Raw genomic sequence first — 16298 nt, 5'->3', positions numbered from 1 at the left:
GCAAGGATTTGGGGATGGAGAAGCGGGACGACGACATTTGCGGCGAAGTATGACTCAAGATATTGAGTGAACCGAGATGAGGCGGAGAGTAACAGTGGATGAGGGCATCCTTGGGCCTATAGTCGGATTAGCCGTATCAACGATCGCCGGATGGCAGCTGCTGCAAGGCTTCCGGGGCGGCATAATGCAAACCCCTTACTGGGGTTTTACCATGACAGGCCGCAGACAAGATCAGCCATTTCGTTTCTGGTTGCTCACTCTGCTTCTCGCCTTCTGGATGATTTGCGGCATGGCATTATGCATCGGCGTGCTGTTTTTCCCGAACGGTATTGCTACGTAAATTATATCCATTTGTGTCATCCCGGCGGAAGCCGGGATCCCACTTCTTCTGTGGCTCGCGAAGAAAAGCGGGATGCCGGGTCAAGCCCGGCATGACGAGGTGGTGGAGGTTACGCCACTTCCGCCATCGCGCTCTGCGTGCTGGCGATCCAGCCGCCGCCCAGCACATGGTCGCCGTCATAGAGCACAGCCGCCTGTCCCGGCGCGACGCCATATTCGGGGGCGTCGAACAGGAGTTGTCCGTCCACCAGTCGCGCGGGCACGGGTTTGGCCATAGACCGCACCTTGGCCGTCAGTGGCCCGGCAAAGTCGCGGCCCAGCCAGTTGATGTCGGTGAGGGTCGCGCCCGATACCGCCAGTGCGGCCTTTGGTCCCACGATCACGCGCTTGCCCGCCGCATCCAGGCGGATGACGTAGAGCGGATCGGGCTGGCCGCCGATTTCCAGCCCCTTGCGCTGGCCGACGGTGAAATGGATCATGCCCTTGTGCCGGCCCAGCACGCGGCCATCGACATGGACGATGTCGCCGCCTTCGTCCGCGTCGGGGCGCAGTTTACGCACGATTTTCGCATAATCGCCGTCGGGGACGAAGCAGATGTCTTGGCTGTCGGGCTTCAAGGCTACGGCCAGCCCCAGTTCGGCGGCGATTTCGCGCACCTGCGGCTTGGGCAGGGCGCCCAAGGGAAAGCGCAGATAATCAAGCTGCGCCTGGGTGGTGGCGAAGAGGAAATAGCTCTGGTCGCGGGCGGGATCGGCGGCGCGGTGTAACTCTGCGCCCTGCGGCCCCTCCACCCGGCGGACATAATGGCCGGTGGCAAGGCAGTCTGCCCCAAGGTCGCGCGCGATCTGGAACAGGTCAGTGAATTTCACCCCCATATTGCATTTGACGCAAGGGATAGGGGTGCGCCCGGCCATATATTCGTCGGCAAAGTCGGCAATCACGGATTCGCGAAAGCGGCTTTCATAATCGAACACATAATGGGCGATGCCGATGCGGTCCGCCACGGCGCGCGCGTCGCGTATGTCCTGCCCGGCGCAGCAACTTCCCGTGCGGCCAACCGCCGCGCCATGATCGTAAAGCTGGAGCGTGACGCCGATCACTTCCGCGCCGGTTTTGGCGGCGAGCGCGGCGACGACCGAGGAATCGACGCCGCCGGACATGGCGACGACGATGCGCCGCGCGTCAAGCGGACCTGCCAACTGGAATTGGGCTAGCTGAAACTCTGGCTGCATGGCTGTGCCTATAGGGATGATGGGCGTCGGGTGCCAGTGTTTCAGCTTTGCGACGAAGCGAGCGCGCATTTACCGACCCTTATCCATTGCCGCGTAGAAGCAGCGTCATGGATTTGAGTTTTCTTAGGACAGGCGGGCTTACCCCCGCCCATGCCAGACCCCTTGGCCGCGGACGCGTGCCGGTCTGGCCGTTCCTGCGCGCCGCCTGTGCGGCACAGCAGGCGGCCAGCCCGACGGCGCTGGCGGTTGCGGGCGTCCTGCGGGGGCAGGATGGAACGGAAGACTGGATTCAGGAACTGGCGGGAATTTTCGCGCCACGTTCCAGCGGCATGATCGAGGCCGTTCGGCTTGCAGGAAGCTTTAATCCGCTGATCGCGAACCGTTTAGCTGTGGGGAAAGGATGATGAAGGTGGCGTTTACCTTAGCGCTTTAGCCGTTCTTCAGGGCTGAACATATATCAAGGTTTCGCTGCTGGATTTGACAACGCCAGCGCCGCTTTTGAGGGTAGTAATGATTGAAAACCAGAAAATACGACCAGCCCAGGTCGTCGGGCCGCTCGGAGAACCGCTGACGCTGGACAGCCTGCCGCCACCGGACACGACCCGATGGGTCGTGCGGCGCAAGGCCGAAGTCGTGTCGGCCGTCAACGGCGGGTTGCTGACCGTGGATGAAGCGTGCGCGCGCTATAATCTGACGCTGGAAGAATTTGCCGGCTGGCAGCGGGCGGTCGACCGGTCGGGCATGCATGGCCTGCGCGTGACGCGCATCCAATATTATAAATCCCTCTATGAACGGCAGCAGAAATATTAATCTGTCGCCCAGGCATCGGTGATGCAGCATGAAAAGGGGCCGCCGGACAGCATCCGGCGGCCCCTTTTGCGTGAGGGCCGGTCCTGAAACGCGTCCTTGCGCAGCCGCACCGATAGCGGCCGGGTGGCGCTGAAATGGTCGGCGGCGGCAAAACCGCCTGTAACGACGCGGGACGGGGATGGTTTCCCGCCCGGAATCATTTTTGGCTCATGGAACGCTCCGCCCCGTGCACCGTTAATCCCGCAGCACCCAACCCGCTGGGGGCGTGGTCAAGGAGATTAACATGGGCATCATTATGTGGCTTATCGTCGGAGGCATCATCGGCTGGCTCGCCAGCATGATCATGCGGACCGACGCGCAGCAGGGCATCCTGCTCAATATCGTCGTCGGCGTCGTCGGCGCGTTCATCGGCGGCATGATTTTCAGCGGCGGTTCGATCAACAATGCCGGCCTGTCGCTGTACAGCTTCCTGGTGTCGCTGGTCGGCGCAGTCATCCTGCTGGCGATCGTCAATCTGGTCCGTCGCGGGTCGGTGCGCTAACCGCACCCCTGAAAAGACTGACCACCCAAAAGACCGTGCCCCCAACCGGGCGCGGTCTTTTCATTATGTCCCGCCTATCGTCGCGCGGCGAACCAGCGATAGAGCGCCAACACGGCGACCGATCCCAATATGGCGGCGATGAAACCTGCCCGCTCACCCGGCGCGTAGAAGCCCGCGAGTCGGCCGACGAAGCCCGCCAGCAGGGCACCGGCGATCCCCAGCAGGATCGTGACGATACAGCCGCCAGGATCGCGCCCCGGCATGATCAGCTTTGCGATTGCCCCCGCCAGCAGGCCGATGATGATCCAACCCAGCAAGTCCATGGCCCGCTCCTCCCTGTTGATCTTCGCGCCCACGCGCATAGCGCCATAATCGGGCGCTTTTGGCAAATGAATCCACTGACGGGCGGAAATTGCAAATGATTGCGCTAACAATACCGCCTGCCCTTTCCACCGTTCCGGTTTATACAATCGCGCAATATCGCTTTGCCCTCCCCCTTTGACCCATGATATTGGGGGTTGAGGCCGGTGCTATATTGATATAATACAGTTGCTGGATGGCGAAGCGCCGGATAGACAGAATCGCATGAATTACGAAACCCAGGTCACGGCCGACTCAGCGGTCGTCATCGACGATGAGGATGCGCGTGCGCGCAAGCGGCGGCTGTTGCTGGTCGCGGCGGTGGTCATCGTGGCGCTGGTCGGCGGTGCGGTATGGATTTCGACCAGGGGTGGCGGCGCCGCAGCGCCTGCGGTCACCGCACAGGTGCCCGTCGTCACCGTTAACAGCCCCGGTCAGTCGACCGTCGCGCGCACGGTGACCGCCACCGGATCACTTGCCGCGCGGATCGACATGCCGGTCGGCGTCGTGGGTGAAGGCGGCATGGTCACCCGCGTATTGGTGCAGCCGGGCGACTGGGTTCGCGCCGGGCAGGTGCTGGCCGTGATCGAACGGTCGGTGCAGGCGCAGCAGGTCAATTCGCTCGCCGCGCAGGTCGATGTGGCCCGTGCCGACGCCAAGCTGGCGCAGGCGCAGCTGGATCGCGCCAAGGCGCTGGTCGGGCGTGGTTTCATTAGCGCAGCGGACATCGACCAGCGCACCGCGACGCGCGACGCGGCCATGGCCCGCGTCAATGTCGCCGTCGCCCAGCTGGCCGAACAGCGCGCCCGCACCGGGCGGCTGGATATTCGCGCGCCCGCCAACGGCCTGGTGCTGACCCGCGCGGTCGAGCCGGGGCAGATTGTGGGCTCTGGCAGCGGCGTGCTGTTCCGCATGGCCAAGGATGGCGAGATGGAATTGCTGGCGCAGGTGGCCGAGGGCGACCTGGCGACGCTGCGTCCGGGCAATAGCGCCATCGTGACCCCCGTGGGGGGCAATGACCAGTTTGCCGGACGGGTATGGCAGGTTTCGCCTGTGGTCGATCCGCAGACGCGGCAGGGCATCGCCCGCATCGCGCTCCCCTATCAGCCCGCGATCCGGCCGGGCGGCTTTGCGTCCGTCACGATCACCAGCGGATCGGGCAACGCGCCCTTGCTGCCGGAATCGGCGGTGCAGAGTGATCCCAAGGGCAATTATGTCTATGTCGTCAATGCCAAGAATGAAGTCGAACGGCGCAACGTGACCGTGGGTCAGGTGTCGGAGGCCGGCGTTGCCGTGACGAGCGGCATCACGGGCAATGAAAAGATCGTGACGTCGGCCGGCGCCTTCCTGACGCCGGGACAGAAGGTCAAGCCGGAGCGCCTGAAGGCTTCGTAAGAATATTCGGCGGCCCGCATCGGGGCGGCTGTGCGACGGAATGAACGGACGGATTGCGTCCGGCGAAGGAAGCTGTAGCCCATGAATTTTCGCAATATATCGGCTTGGGCCATTCGCAATCCGGTGACGCCGCTCGTCATGTTCGCGGCGCTGTTGCTGGCTGGTCTGGTCAGCTTCAGCCGGATGGACATCAACAATAATCCCGATGTCAGCTTCCCGATGGTCAGCGTGGTCGTCAGCCAGCCCGGCGCGGCCCCGACCGAACTGGAAACCCAGGTGACCCAGCGGGTCGAAGCGGCGGTGCGCGGCATCAGCGGGGTCGACGAAATCACGTCCTTCGTGTCCGAAGGCCGATCGCTCAGCAACATCCAGTTCGCGATCGGCACGCCTGTCGACCGGGCGGTCAACGACGTCAAGAACGCTGTCGATCAGATCCGCAGCGACTTGCCCGACGGCATATTGGAACCGCAGGTTACCCGCGTCGACATCGACGGCGGGCCGATCGCCTATTTCAGCGCCGAAGCGACCGACATGACGCTGGAGGAACTGTCCTGGTATGTCGACAATACGGTCGCAAAACGGTTGCGGTCGGTCAGCGGCATGGCGGCGGTCAACCGCGGCGGCGGGGTGAGCCGCGAAATCCGGGTCATTCTGGACCCGGCCAAATTGCAGGCGTTCGGCATCACCGCGGCGCAGGTGAACCAGCAGCTCAATCAGGTCAATCTGAACGCAGCGGGCGGGCGCACCGAAATCGCAGGCGCCGAACAGTCGATCCGCGTGCTGGGCAACGCCGCCAATGCGCGCGACCTGGGCGCGACGCAGATCGCCATCAGCGGCGGACGCACGGTCAAGCTGGCCGACATAGCCGATGTGCGCGACATGTATGCCGAACAGCGCAGCCTGTCGCTGATGAACGGGCGCCAGGTCACCAGCTTCAGCCTGGAAAAGGCCAAGGGATCGTCCGACGTCACTGTCTATGACGATGCGATGAAGGAACTGGAAAAGCTGAAAAAGGAAAACCCCAAGGTTACCTACAAGCAGCTTTATACCAGCGTCGATTATACCAGGGAGCAATATCATAGCGCGATGGCCGCGATGATCGAGGGCGCGGTGCTGGCCGTGGTCGTCGTGTTCCTGTTCCTGCGCGATTGGCGCGCAACGATGATTTCGGCCCTGGCCATCCCGTTGTCGGCCATCCCGACCTTCTGGTTCATGGACATGCTGGGCTTTACGCTGAACGGCATTTCCTTGCTGGCGCTCAGCCTGGTGGCCGGTGTGCTGGTCGACGATGCGATCGTGGAGATCGAGAATATCGTGCGGCATATGCGGATGGGCAAAAGCGCCTATCAGGCGTCCATCGATGCGGCTGACGAGATCGGCCTGGCCGTGCTGGCGACGACGATGGCGATCGTCGCTGTGTTCCTGCCCGTCGCGCTGATGCCGGGGATTTCCGGGCAGTTCTTCATCCAGTTCGGCATGACCGTGGTCGTATCGGTTCTCATGAGCCTGGCGGTCGCGCGCCTGATCACGCCGATGATCGCCGCCTATTTCCTCAAGGCCCATGGCGCGGAAAGCCATGGCGAGGGGTGGTTGATGGATCGCTATATGGCGGTGCTGCGCTGGTCGCTCGACGAACGCCGCGCCATCGCCCATCGCGCGCGGGGCGGCTGGCGTCGTTTCACCAGTGTTTTCCTGGACCACCGGATGTGGACGGTCGGCTTCGGCTTCCTGGCGTTCATCGCCACGATTGCCGCCTTCGCCACGCTGCCGATGACGTTCCAGCCGGTCATCAACACCGATTTCAGCCAGGTGAAGATTGAAACCGTGCCGGGCAGCACATTGGCGCAGACCACCGCCATCACGCGCAAGGTGGCCGATATGCTGGCCGCCGACAGCGATGTGGTGGAAGCTGCCTTTGCCGATATTGAAACCACCAGTGCCGACATATTCCTGACGCTGAAAAAGGATCGCCCCATCTCTTCGGTGGAATGGGAACGCAAGGTTGCGCCCAAATTCCAGACGATTGCGGACGCGCGGGTGAATTTCCAGTCGCAGTCGGGCGGCGGCTTTGGTCGCGACATCATCCTGATGTTCGGCTCTGACGATCCGGTAAAACTGGAGTCGGTGGCCAATCAACTGGTCGCGGAAATGTCCAAGATCCGCGAACTGCGCGCGCCGCGCGTGCAGGGCGACATGCAGCGCCCCGAAATCATCATCAAGCCGCGCCTGGACCTGGCCGCCAGCATGGGGGTGACCACTGCGGCGCTGAGCCAGACGATCCGTATCGCCACGATCGGTGAGATTGACCAGAACAGCGCGAAATTCTCTCTGTCGGACCGCCAGATTCCGATCCGCGTGTCGATCGCCGAGGATAGCCGCAAGGATTTCAGCACGATCGAAAATATGCCCGTACCCACCATCAATGGCGGATCGGTGCCGTTGAAGGTGGTCGCCGACATCAGCTTTGGCGCGGGACCGACGCAGATCCGTCGCTATAACCAGATCAGGCGCATCGTCGTAGGCGCCGATCTGGCGCCGGGCATCGTGACCAGCGAAGGCATGGCCAAGCTCAACGCTTTGCCGCTGATGAAGGCGATCAACGAAGGCCGCGTGCCGGGCGTGCAGAAGATCAATGCGGGTGACGCCAAGTGGCAGCTGGAAATGCTCCAGAATTTCGCCATCGCCGTGGTGTCGGGCATATTGCTGGTGCTGGCGGTGCTGGTGCTGCTCTACAAGCGGATCATGCCGCCCTTCGTCAATCTGGGGTCGCTGCTGCTTGCGCCCCTTGGCGGCGCGCTGGCGCTGCATGTCGCGGGGCAGCCGCTGTCGATGCCGGTGTTCATCGGCCTGCTGATGCTGCTGGGGATCGTGGCCAAAAACTCCATTCTCGTCATCGACTTCGCGCTGGAGGAGATGGAGAAGGGCGTGCCCAAGTTCGAGGCGATCATGGATGCAGGTCATAAGCGCGCCCAGCCGATCGTCATGACCACCGTGGCGATGGTCGCGGGCATGGTGCCCACGGCCCTGTCGCTGTCGGGCGATGGCGCCTGGCGCGCGCCGATGGGCATTACCGTGATCGGCGGGCTGATCCTGTCCACCGTGCTGACGCTGGTGATCGTCCCTGCGACCTTCAGCCTGGCGATCGCGATCGAAAGCTGGGTCGGGCCGCGCCTGGGCCGGGGGCTGCTGACCTACAAGCCGGGCGACGACAAGGAGACGCCGGGGCACGTGCAACCGGCGGAATGACGCGGGCGGTGCCCTTCCCAAAAGAACGCTTTGCCTGAACGAAACGGCGGCGTAACCGTTGGGGAGCCATGAAGCTGCTCCGCGTCCCCCGGTCCATCGGCGAAAGCCAGCCCAATCCCGCGCGACGGATGCGGCTGCTGGCGACGGGCATGTTGCTGGCGATGGCGGCGTTGTTCATCGCCGCGCGCAGCACCGTGCACATGCACCCGGCCATCGGCTTCGTACAGGCCTTTGCCGAAGCGGCGATGGTCGGTGGCCTGGCCGACTGGTTCGCGGTCACGGCCCTGTTCCGCCATCCGCTGGGCCTGCCCATTCCGCACACCGCGATCATTCCGCGCAACAAGGACCGGATCGGCGATACGCTGGCCCTGTTCCTGCGCGACAATTTCCTGACCCCCGCCGTGGTCGCGCGGCGGATGCGCGGCATGGATGTCGCGGCGGCGGCGGGGCGGTTCCTGGCCAGCCCGTCGGCGGGCGACGGGCGGCTGCGCGAGGGTGCATCGCGCCTGATCGCCGATATGCTGGAGGCGCTGGACCAGGAACGGCTGGGCGGCATGGTCAAGGGCGCGATCGGCCAGCGGCTGCGCGGCATCAATGTCGGCCCGCTGGTGGGGCAGGCGATCGAGGCGGCGATGCGCGACGGTCGCCATGCGCCGGTGATGGACGGCATCATCCATTGGGCCGATCGTACGCTGGAAGCGAACGACCATCTGATCCGCCAGATGGTGCATTACAAGGCGGGCAAGCTGTTGCGATGGACGGGGCTGGACGAAAATCTGGCCAATGCGATCATCGACGGGCTGCGCAAGATGCTGGCGGAAATGGCGGCCGATCCGGGGCACAGCTTGCGCTTGAAGGCCGAAGAGGGGATGGCGAAGCTGGCGTTCGACCTCCAGTTCGACATCGAGATGCAGGCGAAGGCGGCGCAGATCCGCGACGAGATTCTCGACAATCCGGCGATGCAGCGCTGGATCGACGGATTGTGGGAACAGGCGCGCGGCGGCCTGCTGCGCGCGGTGCGCGATCCGGGCAAGGCGATGGCCGGGCGGCTGGGCGAGGCGCTGCGCCAATTGGGTGGTACGTTGCAGGAGGATGCGCGGCTGCGCCACGTCATCAACCGCTTTGTTCGGCGCGCGGCGGTGGGGGCGACCGCGACCTATGGCGACGCCATCGTCCGGCTGGTGAGCGACACGGTGCGTGGCTGGGACGCGGGCACCATCACCAACCGGCTGGAGGGCGCGGTGGGCCGCGACCTGCAATATATCCGCATCAACGGCACGCTGGTCGGCGGGCTGGTCGGCCTGGTGATCCACACTGTCGACACGCTATTCTGAACGCGCTGATCCGGCCCCCATGTATCGCTAAAAATCATGTTGCATCATATCATTGAAACATGATGTAATATGTCACGCACCGTTCAAAAGCGGACGGGCGGGAGAGGAGTCGGGCAATGCGTTTGAGCATCATGCAGGCAGCTATCGGACATAGGCATATAGCAGGCGGAGGCGACAAGCCGGCACCGTCGGGCTATCGCGGCGGCACCGGATCATCGGTTGGCATTGGCGGCGCGATCGCCGTTCACGCGCTGGTGATCGGGGCGTGGCTGCTGATCCCCAAAGAGGTAATCGATACGGTGATCACGCGCCCGTTCGAGACCTATGCCGTGCCGGAGGAGAAAGCGCCGCCGCCAGAGCCTGTCGAAACGACGATCGAGCAGCCGATCAGGACTCGCCCGACCCAGCAGCAGCCGACAACTGCCGACGCGATCGTGACTGGGGCGCAGGGCGATCCGGTCGTGATCGGCAGCGCCGGGACAGGGGAGGGGATTGATCCTGGTCCCACCATCATCCTGCCGCCTGCCGATCCGCCCCGCGCGCCGGTGCTGGTCGACGCGGGTATCGATCCGCGCGCGCTGCCCCAGTTCCAGCCCGATTATCCCGGCGCCATGATCCGGCAGGGGCTGGAAGGATCGGTGACGGTGCGGGTGACTATCAATGCCGAAGGGCGCGTGACAGACATTGCGCGGGTGTCGGCGACGGATGAGAGCTTCTGGCTGGCGACCCAGCGCCATGCGCTGCGCAAATGGCGCTTCCGCCCCGCCACGCGGGACGGCGTGCCGGTGGCGACGACGAAGATAATGACCGTGCGGTTCACATTGACGGACCGATAGATGTTTTTGCGCCCCGCCCGCCAGCGGGAGGGGTTGGGGGAAGCGCGACGGCAATTGCCGTGCCTTCCCCCTTTTGCATCCGGGCGCGGCCTGCACTATATGGGCGATATGGCGATTTTTCCCCGTCCCGTTTCCCCCAAGAGCGCGCTAGGCGATCTGTGGGGCTATTTCCGGCAGCCGCGCCAGCATAAATGGCCGCTGCTGGGGGTTTCCATGGCGTTCACCTGGGTCATCGTGTGGGCGTTCATCACTGATGCCAACACCAACACCATGCCGACGCGCAACAAGATCATCTATTTTCAGAGCTGGGACGCGAATCGCAGCGATGCCGCGATCATCCTGCAACAGAAAATGGACCTGGCCCGGCGCGACGCCATACTGCAGAAAAAGCAGGTGGAGATGCAGAAGATTGCCGATGCGTTCGGCATCGACTGGCGCGCTGACGAGGCCCGCAACACTGCGCGGCGCAAGGAAGCGGTCAAGCAGATCAACGCCATGCTCGACCAGCGGCTGGTGAAGGCAGAGGCGGAGGTCCAGCCAAAGCCTTCATCCGAACCGGAAGTCGCCAAGCCCTGAGCCAGACGTCGACGTCCGCCGCCGACCGGCGCTACATGGCCGCCGCCATCGCATTGTCGGGGCGCGGGCGCGGCCTTTCCACCCCCAATCCCAATGTCGGCTGCCTGATCGTCCGGCACGATCGGGTCGTGGGGCGGGGCTGGACCCAGAAGGGGGGGCGACCCCATGCCGAGGCGCAGGCGCTGGCGCAGGCGATGGAGCAAGCCCATGGCGCGACCGCCTATGTGACGCTGGAACCCTGTTTTCATCTGTCCCCGCGCGGGCCGCGCTGCGCCGACCTGCTGGCGCGCGCAGGCGTCGCGCGGGTGGTGATCGCGCTGCGCGATCCTGATCCGCGCACCGATGGGCAGGGTGCGGCCTGGCTGCGCGAACGCGGCGTGACGGTTGAGATGGGGCTGATGGCGGCGCAAGCGGCGCGCGCGATGGCGGGCTTCGTCCTGCGCCAGACGCGGGGGCGGCCGCATGTGACGCTGAAACTGGGCCTGTCGCTCGATGGGCGGATCGCGTTGGCGGATGGGTCCAGCCGCTGGATCACCGGGCCTGACGCGCGCGCCCACGCCCATGTCGAACGCGCCCGGCATGATGCGATCGTGGTCGGCGGCGGCACGTTGCGCGCCGATGCGCCGGGGCTGGACGTGCGGCTGGCGGGGCTGGAGGATCGTTCGCCGCGCCGGGTGCTGCTGAGCCGCAGCGACGCGCCTGTCGGCTGGGAGCGGATCGGCGCGCCCGAAGAGATAGCGGCGCTCGACCGGGTCGATCATCTGCTGGTGGAGGGGGGGGCGGAAACGGCTGCGGCCTTTTTGCGGGCGGGGCTGGTCGACCGGTTGCTGCTGTATCGCGCGCCGATCCTGATCGGTGCGGGGCTGGCAGGAATCGGCGACATTGGCCTTGCGGACTTGGCCCATGCGCATGGCAGCTGGCGGCTGACCGACGAACGGCGGCTGGGCGTTGATCGTCTGGAGGTTTACGAGGCGGTGTCGAGCGCTTAGAGGAACGACCAACTCATCCCGTTCGGGCTGAGCGGGGCTTCGACTTCGCTCGGGGTGAACGGACAATTGGATTTCGACCTATGTTCACCGGCATCATCACCGACATTGGCACCATCCGCCAGGCGGAACAGCGCGGCGACCTGCGGCTGGTGATCGGCAGCGCCTATGACATGGAGTCGGTGGCGATCGGCGCGTCGATCGCCTGTTCGGGTGCATGCCTGACCGTGGTGGAAAAGGGCGCGGACTGGTTCGCGGTCGACCTGTCGGCCGAAACGGTCGCGCGCACCGCGCCGGGCCTGTGGGTCGAGGGCGGTCGGCTCAACCTGGAACGCGCGCTCAAGGTCGGGGACGAACTGGGCGGGCATATCGTCACCGGGCATGTCGATGGCGTGGGTCATCTGGTGTCGGCCACGTCCGAAGGCGATTCGACCCGGCTGGTCATTGCCGCGCCTTCCACGCTGGCCGCAGCGCTGGCGGCCAAGGGATCGATCACGCTCGACGGCATTTCGTTGACGGTGAATAATGTCGAGGATCAGGCGGATGGCAGCGTGCATTTCGGCCTGAACATCATTCCGCACACCGCCGCTGAAACGACTCTGGACGCGCTGCCGCAGGGGCGTGCGTTCAATCTGGAGATTGACGTGCTGGCCCGTTATCTCGACCGGATGATGAGCCTTCGCACGCGCACAATGTGATTGCCTCTTGAAATAATCACATTGTAATGTGATATGCGGATCATCCCGGCGTTCGGGAAGGAGTCCGCTGCCATGTCCTCTACCCTGATTGATACCGTCCGCAGCCTCGTCACCGATGGTGGCATGTCGCGATCCGGCCTGGCCCGTGCGGCGGGGCTGCACGCCAATTCGCTGCGCAAGCTGGGCGAGGGGGACTGGAACCCGACCGCCGATACGCTGGGCAAGCTGGAAGCCTATCTGTTGAAGCGCGAGGGCGGGACCGCGCTCGCGTCGCCGGAAGAAATCATCAATGAAGCGCGCAATGGCCGCATGTTCATCCTGGTCGATGACGAGGATCGGGAAAATGAGGGCGATCTGGTGATCCCGGCGCAGATGGCGACGCCCGACGCGATCAATTTCATGGCCACCCACGGGCGCGGCCTGATCTGCCTGGCGCTGAGCAAGGCGCGGGTCGATGAACTGGGGCTGAGCCTGATGAGCCGCAACAATGGCACCCGCCATGAAACCGCCTTCACCGTGTCGATCGAGGCGCGCGAGGGGGTGACGACCGGGATCAGCGCAGCCGACCGCGCGCGCACCATTTCCGTCGCGATCGACGGGTCGAAGGGCCGGGGCGATATTGTGACGCCGGGCCATGTCTTTCCGCTGGTGGCCAAGGATGGCGGTGTGCTGGTGCGCACGGGCCATACCGAAGCGGCGGTGGACGTCGCGCGGCTGGCGGGCCTGAACCCGTCCGGCGTCATTTGCGAGGTGATGAAGGACGATGGCACGATGGCGCGCCTGGACGACCTGATCCCCTTTGCCGCCAGGCACAAGATGAAGATCGGCACGATCCGTGACCTGATCGCCTATCGCCGCCGCCACGACCATATCGTCGAACGCCGCGCCGAAACCACGTTCCAGAGCCAGTGGGGCGGCGACTGGAAGGCGATAAGCTTTTACAACAAGGCGACGCGGACCGAGCAACTGGTTTTGCAGAAGGGCCATGTCGACCCGGACACGCCAACGCTGGTGCGGATGCACCAATTTTCGCCACTGACCGATACGTTCGGCAAGCAAGGTTCGCGCGCTGGCCTGCTGCAACGGTCGATGGAGATTATCAGCGCGGAAGGGGCGGGCATCATCGTCCTGCTGCATGGCGACGAACCCGACATACTGACCCGCATGCTCCAGCAAAATGCCGGAATTGCCGTCGGCGATATGGACGAATTGCGCAACTATGGCGCGGGCGCGCAGATATTGGCCGAACTGGGCGTGCATGACATGGTCCTGCTGACCAACAGCCATCGCAGCCTGATCGCGCTTGACGGCTATGACCTGGCCGTGGTTGGGCAGCGTCCGATCGAGCTGTAAAGGATTTATCATGGCCAAGTTCCTGATCGTCGAAGCCCGCTTCTACGACCATCTCAACGACCTGCTGATCGAAGGCGCGAAGGCTGCGCTGGACGATGCAGGGCATAAATATGAGGTGGTGACGGTGCCGGGCGCGCTGGAAATCCCCGGCGCGATTGCGTTGGCGGCGGAAAGCGGCCGCTATGACGGCTTCATCGCCATCGGCGTCGTGATCCGCGGCGAAACCTATCATTTCGAGGTGGTGTCGAACGAAAGCGCGCGCGGCCTGATGGCGCTCAGCATGGATGCGATTGCGATCGGCAACGGCATATTGACGGTCGAGAATGAAGCGCAGGCGCTGACCCGCGCCAAGCGGACCGAAAAGGACAAGGGCGGCGAGGCGGCCAAGGCGGCCATCGCCATGCTGGCCCTGCGCGAGCGCTTCGGGGCCTAGGCTGTTTGCGCCCCCGCACGCGGGGGGCGCAATGACAGAGCGGATGGACCATGGCCCCGGACGGCCGGGAAATACCCGTCGTCCCCCATGGGGCGACGGGTTCATTTCGATCAGGCGGTGGCCGGTTGCTGCTCCAGCGCGGGATAGTTGGTATAGCCATCCTCGCCCGGACCATACCAGGTTTCCATCCCCTTGATCGGGTTCAGCGGCGCGTCGCTTTCCAGTCGCTCCACCAAATCGGGGTTGGCCATGAACGGGCGACCGAAGCTGATCGCGTCGGCAAGGCCGCTGTCCAGATCCGCTTGCGCCCGTGTCTTGTCATAATCGCTGTTCAGGATCAGCGGCCCCTTGAAATGCTGACGGATCAGCGGTGACTGGCGCGGCACGTCGGTTGCGCCGAACGTGCCTTTCTCCCCCGGTTCGCGCAGTTCGAGCGACGCGATGCCGATCGCGTTCAGGACTTCGGCGGCATGGGCGAAAAGCGGGCCGGGATTGCTGTCATTGACGCCCTGGCTGTCGCCATTGGGTGACAGGCGTACCGACACCTTGTCCGCGCCGATCGCGTCGACCACCGCCTGTGTGACTTCCGCCAGCAAGCGCACGCGGTTTTCGATGCTGCCGCCATATTGATCGGTGCGGAAATTGGCATTGTCGCGCAGGAACTGGTCGATCAGATAGCCGTTGGCGGCGTGGATCTGCACACCGTCGAAACCGGCGCGGATCGCGTTGCGCGCGGCGGTGACATAGGTGTCGATCAGGCCGGGAATTTCCTCAAGCGTCAATGGACGGGCCGTTTCGAACGGCGCTTTGCCCTCGTAAGTATGGGCCTCTCCCGCCGTAGCGGTGGCGCTGGACGACACCGGCTGTTCGCCCGTGACGCTGCTATGGACCTGCCGCCCCATATGCCACAGCTGGACGATGATCCGCCCGCCCGCGTCATGCACCGCCTGCGTCACCGGCTGCCAGGCCGCGACCTGTTCGTCCGACCAGATGCCCGGTGCATAGGGCCAGCCCAGACCCTGGCGGGAAATGCCCGTCGCTTCGCTGATGATCAGCCCAGCGCCCGCGCGCTGGCGATAATAGTCAACCATGATAGGGGTCGGCACATGATCGCGAGTCGCGCGGCCACGGGTCAGCGGCGCCATGACGACGCGGTTGGGTGCGCCAATGGCGCCGATCTGGACGGACTCGAACAGCTTGGACATGAAAATTCCCTTTATAAAAGTTGCAAATTGCAACGGGACGTAAAGCTGAAAGCCAGCTAGGGAGCCGCGATGGTCAGTTCAACCCCCAATGCCCGTGCAGGCATGCCCAAATTTGCATTTCCAGCACTGATACTGGCCAATCTCATCCTGCCACTCGGCCCGGTGCTGGTGCGGATGGCCGATGTGGGGCCGGTAGCGGCGGCATTCTGGCGGTTGACGCTGGCCCTGCCATTTCTCCTGATCCTCGCCCTGCCGCGGTTGCGCCGCACGATGCCGACGATTCGCGAATGGTCGGCGCTGATCTGGTCGGGGCTTTTCTTCGCAGCGGATCTGGCGGCGTGGCATATCGGCATTCTCTACACCAAAGTCACCAATGCCACCATATTCGGCAATATGAGCGGTCTGATGCTGCCGATATGGGGAATGGTCGTGCTGCGCCAACGGCCCAGGGCCATGCAGGCGATCGCCCTCACCCTGGCGACGGCAGGTGCGGCGGTGATGATGGGGGGCAGCTATGAACTTTCGCCGCGTTACCTTCATGGCGATCTGCTCTGTCTGCTCGCCGGGGCGACCTATACCGGCTATCTGCTGATCGTGCAGCGGGCGCGGGTGCGGCTCGACAGTTGGTCGGTGCTGGCCATGTCGACCCTGTTCAGCATCCCGCCGCTGCTGCTGTGCGCGCTGTGGCTGGGCGAACGGATCATGCCGGGCGACTGGACCCCGCTGGTGGTGCTGGCGCTCAGCAGCCAGCTGGTCGGGCAGGGGCTGCTGACCTATGCGATCAGCTGGTTCACGCCGCTGGTGCTGGGCCTGAGCCTGCTTTTGCAACCGGCGGTGTCGGCGGTGCTGGGCTGGGTGCTGTTTGGCGAATGGCTGAGCGTCACCGATATGGTGGGGACGATGGCGGTCGCCGCCGCGCTGGTGCTTGTGCGCTTGCCCTCGCGCGCCTAGATT

17 protein-coding genes are annotated in these 16298 nt (G+C 64.3%); 14 read left to right on the top strand and 3 right to left on the bottom strand.

Features of this window, described 5'->3' with window-relative positions; genetic code table 11:
* Positions 1-94 precede the first annotated feature (94 nt).
* Positions 95-340 (top strand): hypothetical protein, encoded by a 246-nt coding sequence (locus AC07X9_RS11520; protein WP_017184331.1) that lies wholly within the window; start codon positions 95-97, stop codon positions 338-340.
* Positions 341-449: 109 nt separating this feature from the next.
* Here the strand turns inward: AC07X9_RS11520 and mnmA are convergent, their stop codons facing one another.
* Complete coding sequence (gene mnmA, locus AC07X9_RS11515; protein WP_017184330.1) at positions 450-1571, bottom strand: tRNA 2-thiouridine(34) synthase MnmA; 1122 nt, start codon at positions 1569-1571, stop codon at positions 450-452.
* A 107-nt stretch (positions 1572-1678) separates the two neighbouring features.
* On the opposite strand from mnmA, the gene AC07X9_RS11510 reads away from it, so the two are divergent.
* From AC07X9_RS11510 to AC07X9_RS11500, 3 genes are all read left to right on the top strand, one after another.
* Positions 1679-1975, top strand: coding sequence for a hypothetical protein (locus AC07X9_RS11510; protein ID WP_026002608.1), 297 nt, complete (start codon positions 1679-1681; stop codon positions 1973-1975).
* Positions 1976-2081: 106 nt separating this feature from the next.
* Positions 2082-2381, top strand: a complete 300-nt coding sequence (gene sciP / locus AC07X9_RS11505) for a CtrA inhibitor SciP (protein ID WP_006952381.1) — start codon at positions 2082-2084, stop codon at positions 2379-2381.
* A gap of 283 nt (positions 2382-2664) precedes the next feature.
* Positions 2665-2922 (top strand): GlsB/YeaQ/YmgE family stress response membrane protein, encoded by a 258-nt coding sequence (locus tag AC07X9_RS11500; protein ID WP_017184327.1) that lies wholly within the window; start codon positions 2665-2667, stop codon positions 2920-2922.
* A gap of 74 nt (positions 2923-2996) precedes the next feature.
* Here AC07X9_RS11500 and AC07X9_RS11495 read toward each other — a convergent pair whose 3' ends face one another.
* Positions 2997-3245, bottom strand: a complete 249-nt coding sequence (locus AC07X9_RS11495; protein WP_026002607.1) for a GlsB/YeaQ/YmgE family stress response membrane protein — start codon at positions 3243-3245, stop codon at positions 2997-2999.
* 262 nt (positions 3246-3507) lie between these two features.
* Here AC07X9_RS11495 and AC07X9_RS11490 point away from each other — a divergent pair, with 262 nt between their 5' ends.
* The 9 genes from AC07X9_RS11490 to ribH all read left to right on the top strand — a co-directional run bounded on the left by AC07X9_RS11490 (position 3508) and on the right by ribH (position 14139).
* Positions 3508-4677, top strand: a complete 1170-nt coding sequence (locus tag AC07X9_RS11490) for an efflux RND transporter periplasmic adaptor subunit (protein WP_017184325.1) — start codon at positions 3508-3510, stop codon at positions 4675-4677.
* An 81-nt stretch (positions 4678-4758) separates the two neighbouring features.
* A complete protein-coding gene (locus AC07X9_RS11485; RefSeq protein ID WP_017184324.1) occupies positions 4759-7923 on the top strand; it encodes an efflux RND transporter permease subunit in 3165 nt (1054 codons plus the stop codon).
* A gap of 68 nt (positions 7924-7991) precedes the next feature.
* Positions 7992-9257 (top strand): DUF445 domain-containing protein, encoded by a 1266-nt coding sequence (locus AC07X9_RS11480; RefSeq protein ID WP_017184323.1) that lies wholly within the window; start codon positions 7992-7994, stop codon positions 9255-9257.
* Between the two features lie 116 nt (positions 9258-9373).
* Positions 9374-10093, top strand: a complete 720-nt coding sequence (locus AC07X9_RS11475; protein WP_017184322.1) for an energy transducer TonB — start codon at positions 9374-9376, stop codon at positions 10091-10093.
* A gap of 99 nt (positions 10094-10192) precedes the next feature.
* Positions 10193-10669 carry a hypothetical protein gene (locus AC07X9_RS11470; protein ID WP_017184321.1) on the top strand — a complete coding sequence of 159 codons (477 nt, stop codon included), beginning with the start codon at positions 10193-10195 and terminating at the stop codon, positions 10667-10669.
* A 35-nt stretch (positions 10670-10704) separates the two neighbouring features.
* Positions 10705-11658: a bifunctional diaminohydroxyphosphoribosylaminopyrimidine deaminase/5-amino-6-(5-phosphoribosylamino)uracil reductase RibD gene (gene ribD, locus AC07X9_RS11465; RefSeq protein ID WP_017184320.1), complete on the top strand. Its 954-nt coding sequence runs from the start codon at positions 10705-10707 to the stop codon at positions 11656-11658.
* A gap of 80 nt (positions 11659-11738) precedes the next feature.
* Positions 11739-12353, top strand: a complete 615-nt coding sequence (locus AC07X9_RS11460) for a riboflavin synthase (RefSeq protein ID WP_017184319.1) — start codon at positions 11739-11741, stop codon at positions 12351-12353.
* Between the two features lie 72 nt (positions 12354-12425).
* Entirely contained in the window at positions 12426-13706 is a 1281-nt protein-coding gene (ribB, locus tag AC07X9_RS11455) for a 3,4-dihydroxy-2-butanone-4-phosphate synthase (protein ID WP_026002606.1), read from the top strand.
* 10 nt (positions 13707-13716) lie between these two features.
* Positions 13717-14139: a 6,7-dimethyl-8-ribityllumazine synthase gene (gene ribH, locus AC07X9_RS11450; RefSeq protein ID WP_017184317.1), complete on the top strand. Its 423-nt coding sequence runs from the start codon at positions 13717-13719 to the stop codon at positions 14137-14139.
* A 110-nt stretch (positions 14140-14249) separates the two neighbouring features.
* On the opposite strand, the gene AC07X9_RS11445 is transcribed toward ribH, so the two are convergent.
* Entirely contained in the window at positions 14250-15344 is a 1095-nt protein-coding gene (locus AC07X9_RS11445; RefSeq protein WP_017184316.1) for an alkene reductase, read from the bottom strand.
* 69 nt (positions 15345-15413) lie between these two features.
* On the opposite strand from AC07X9_RS11445, the gene AC07X9_RS11440 reads away from it, so the two are divergent.
* A complete protein-coding gene (locus AC07X9_RS11440; RefSeq protein ID WP_017184315.1) occupies positions 15414-16295 on the top strand; it encodes a DMT family transporter in 882 nt (293 codons plus the stop codon).
* Positions 16296-16298 lie beyond the last annotated feature (3 nt).

Source organism: Sphingobium sp. GW456-12-10-14-TSB1 (assembly GCF_059424385.1).
Note: the sequence above shows the minus strand (reverse complement) of the source record. Positions and strands in the feature narration are given on the sequence as shown.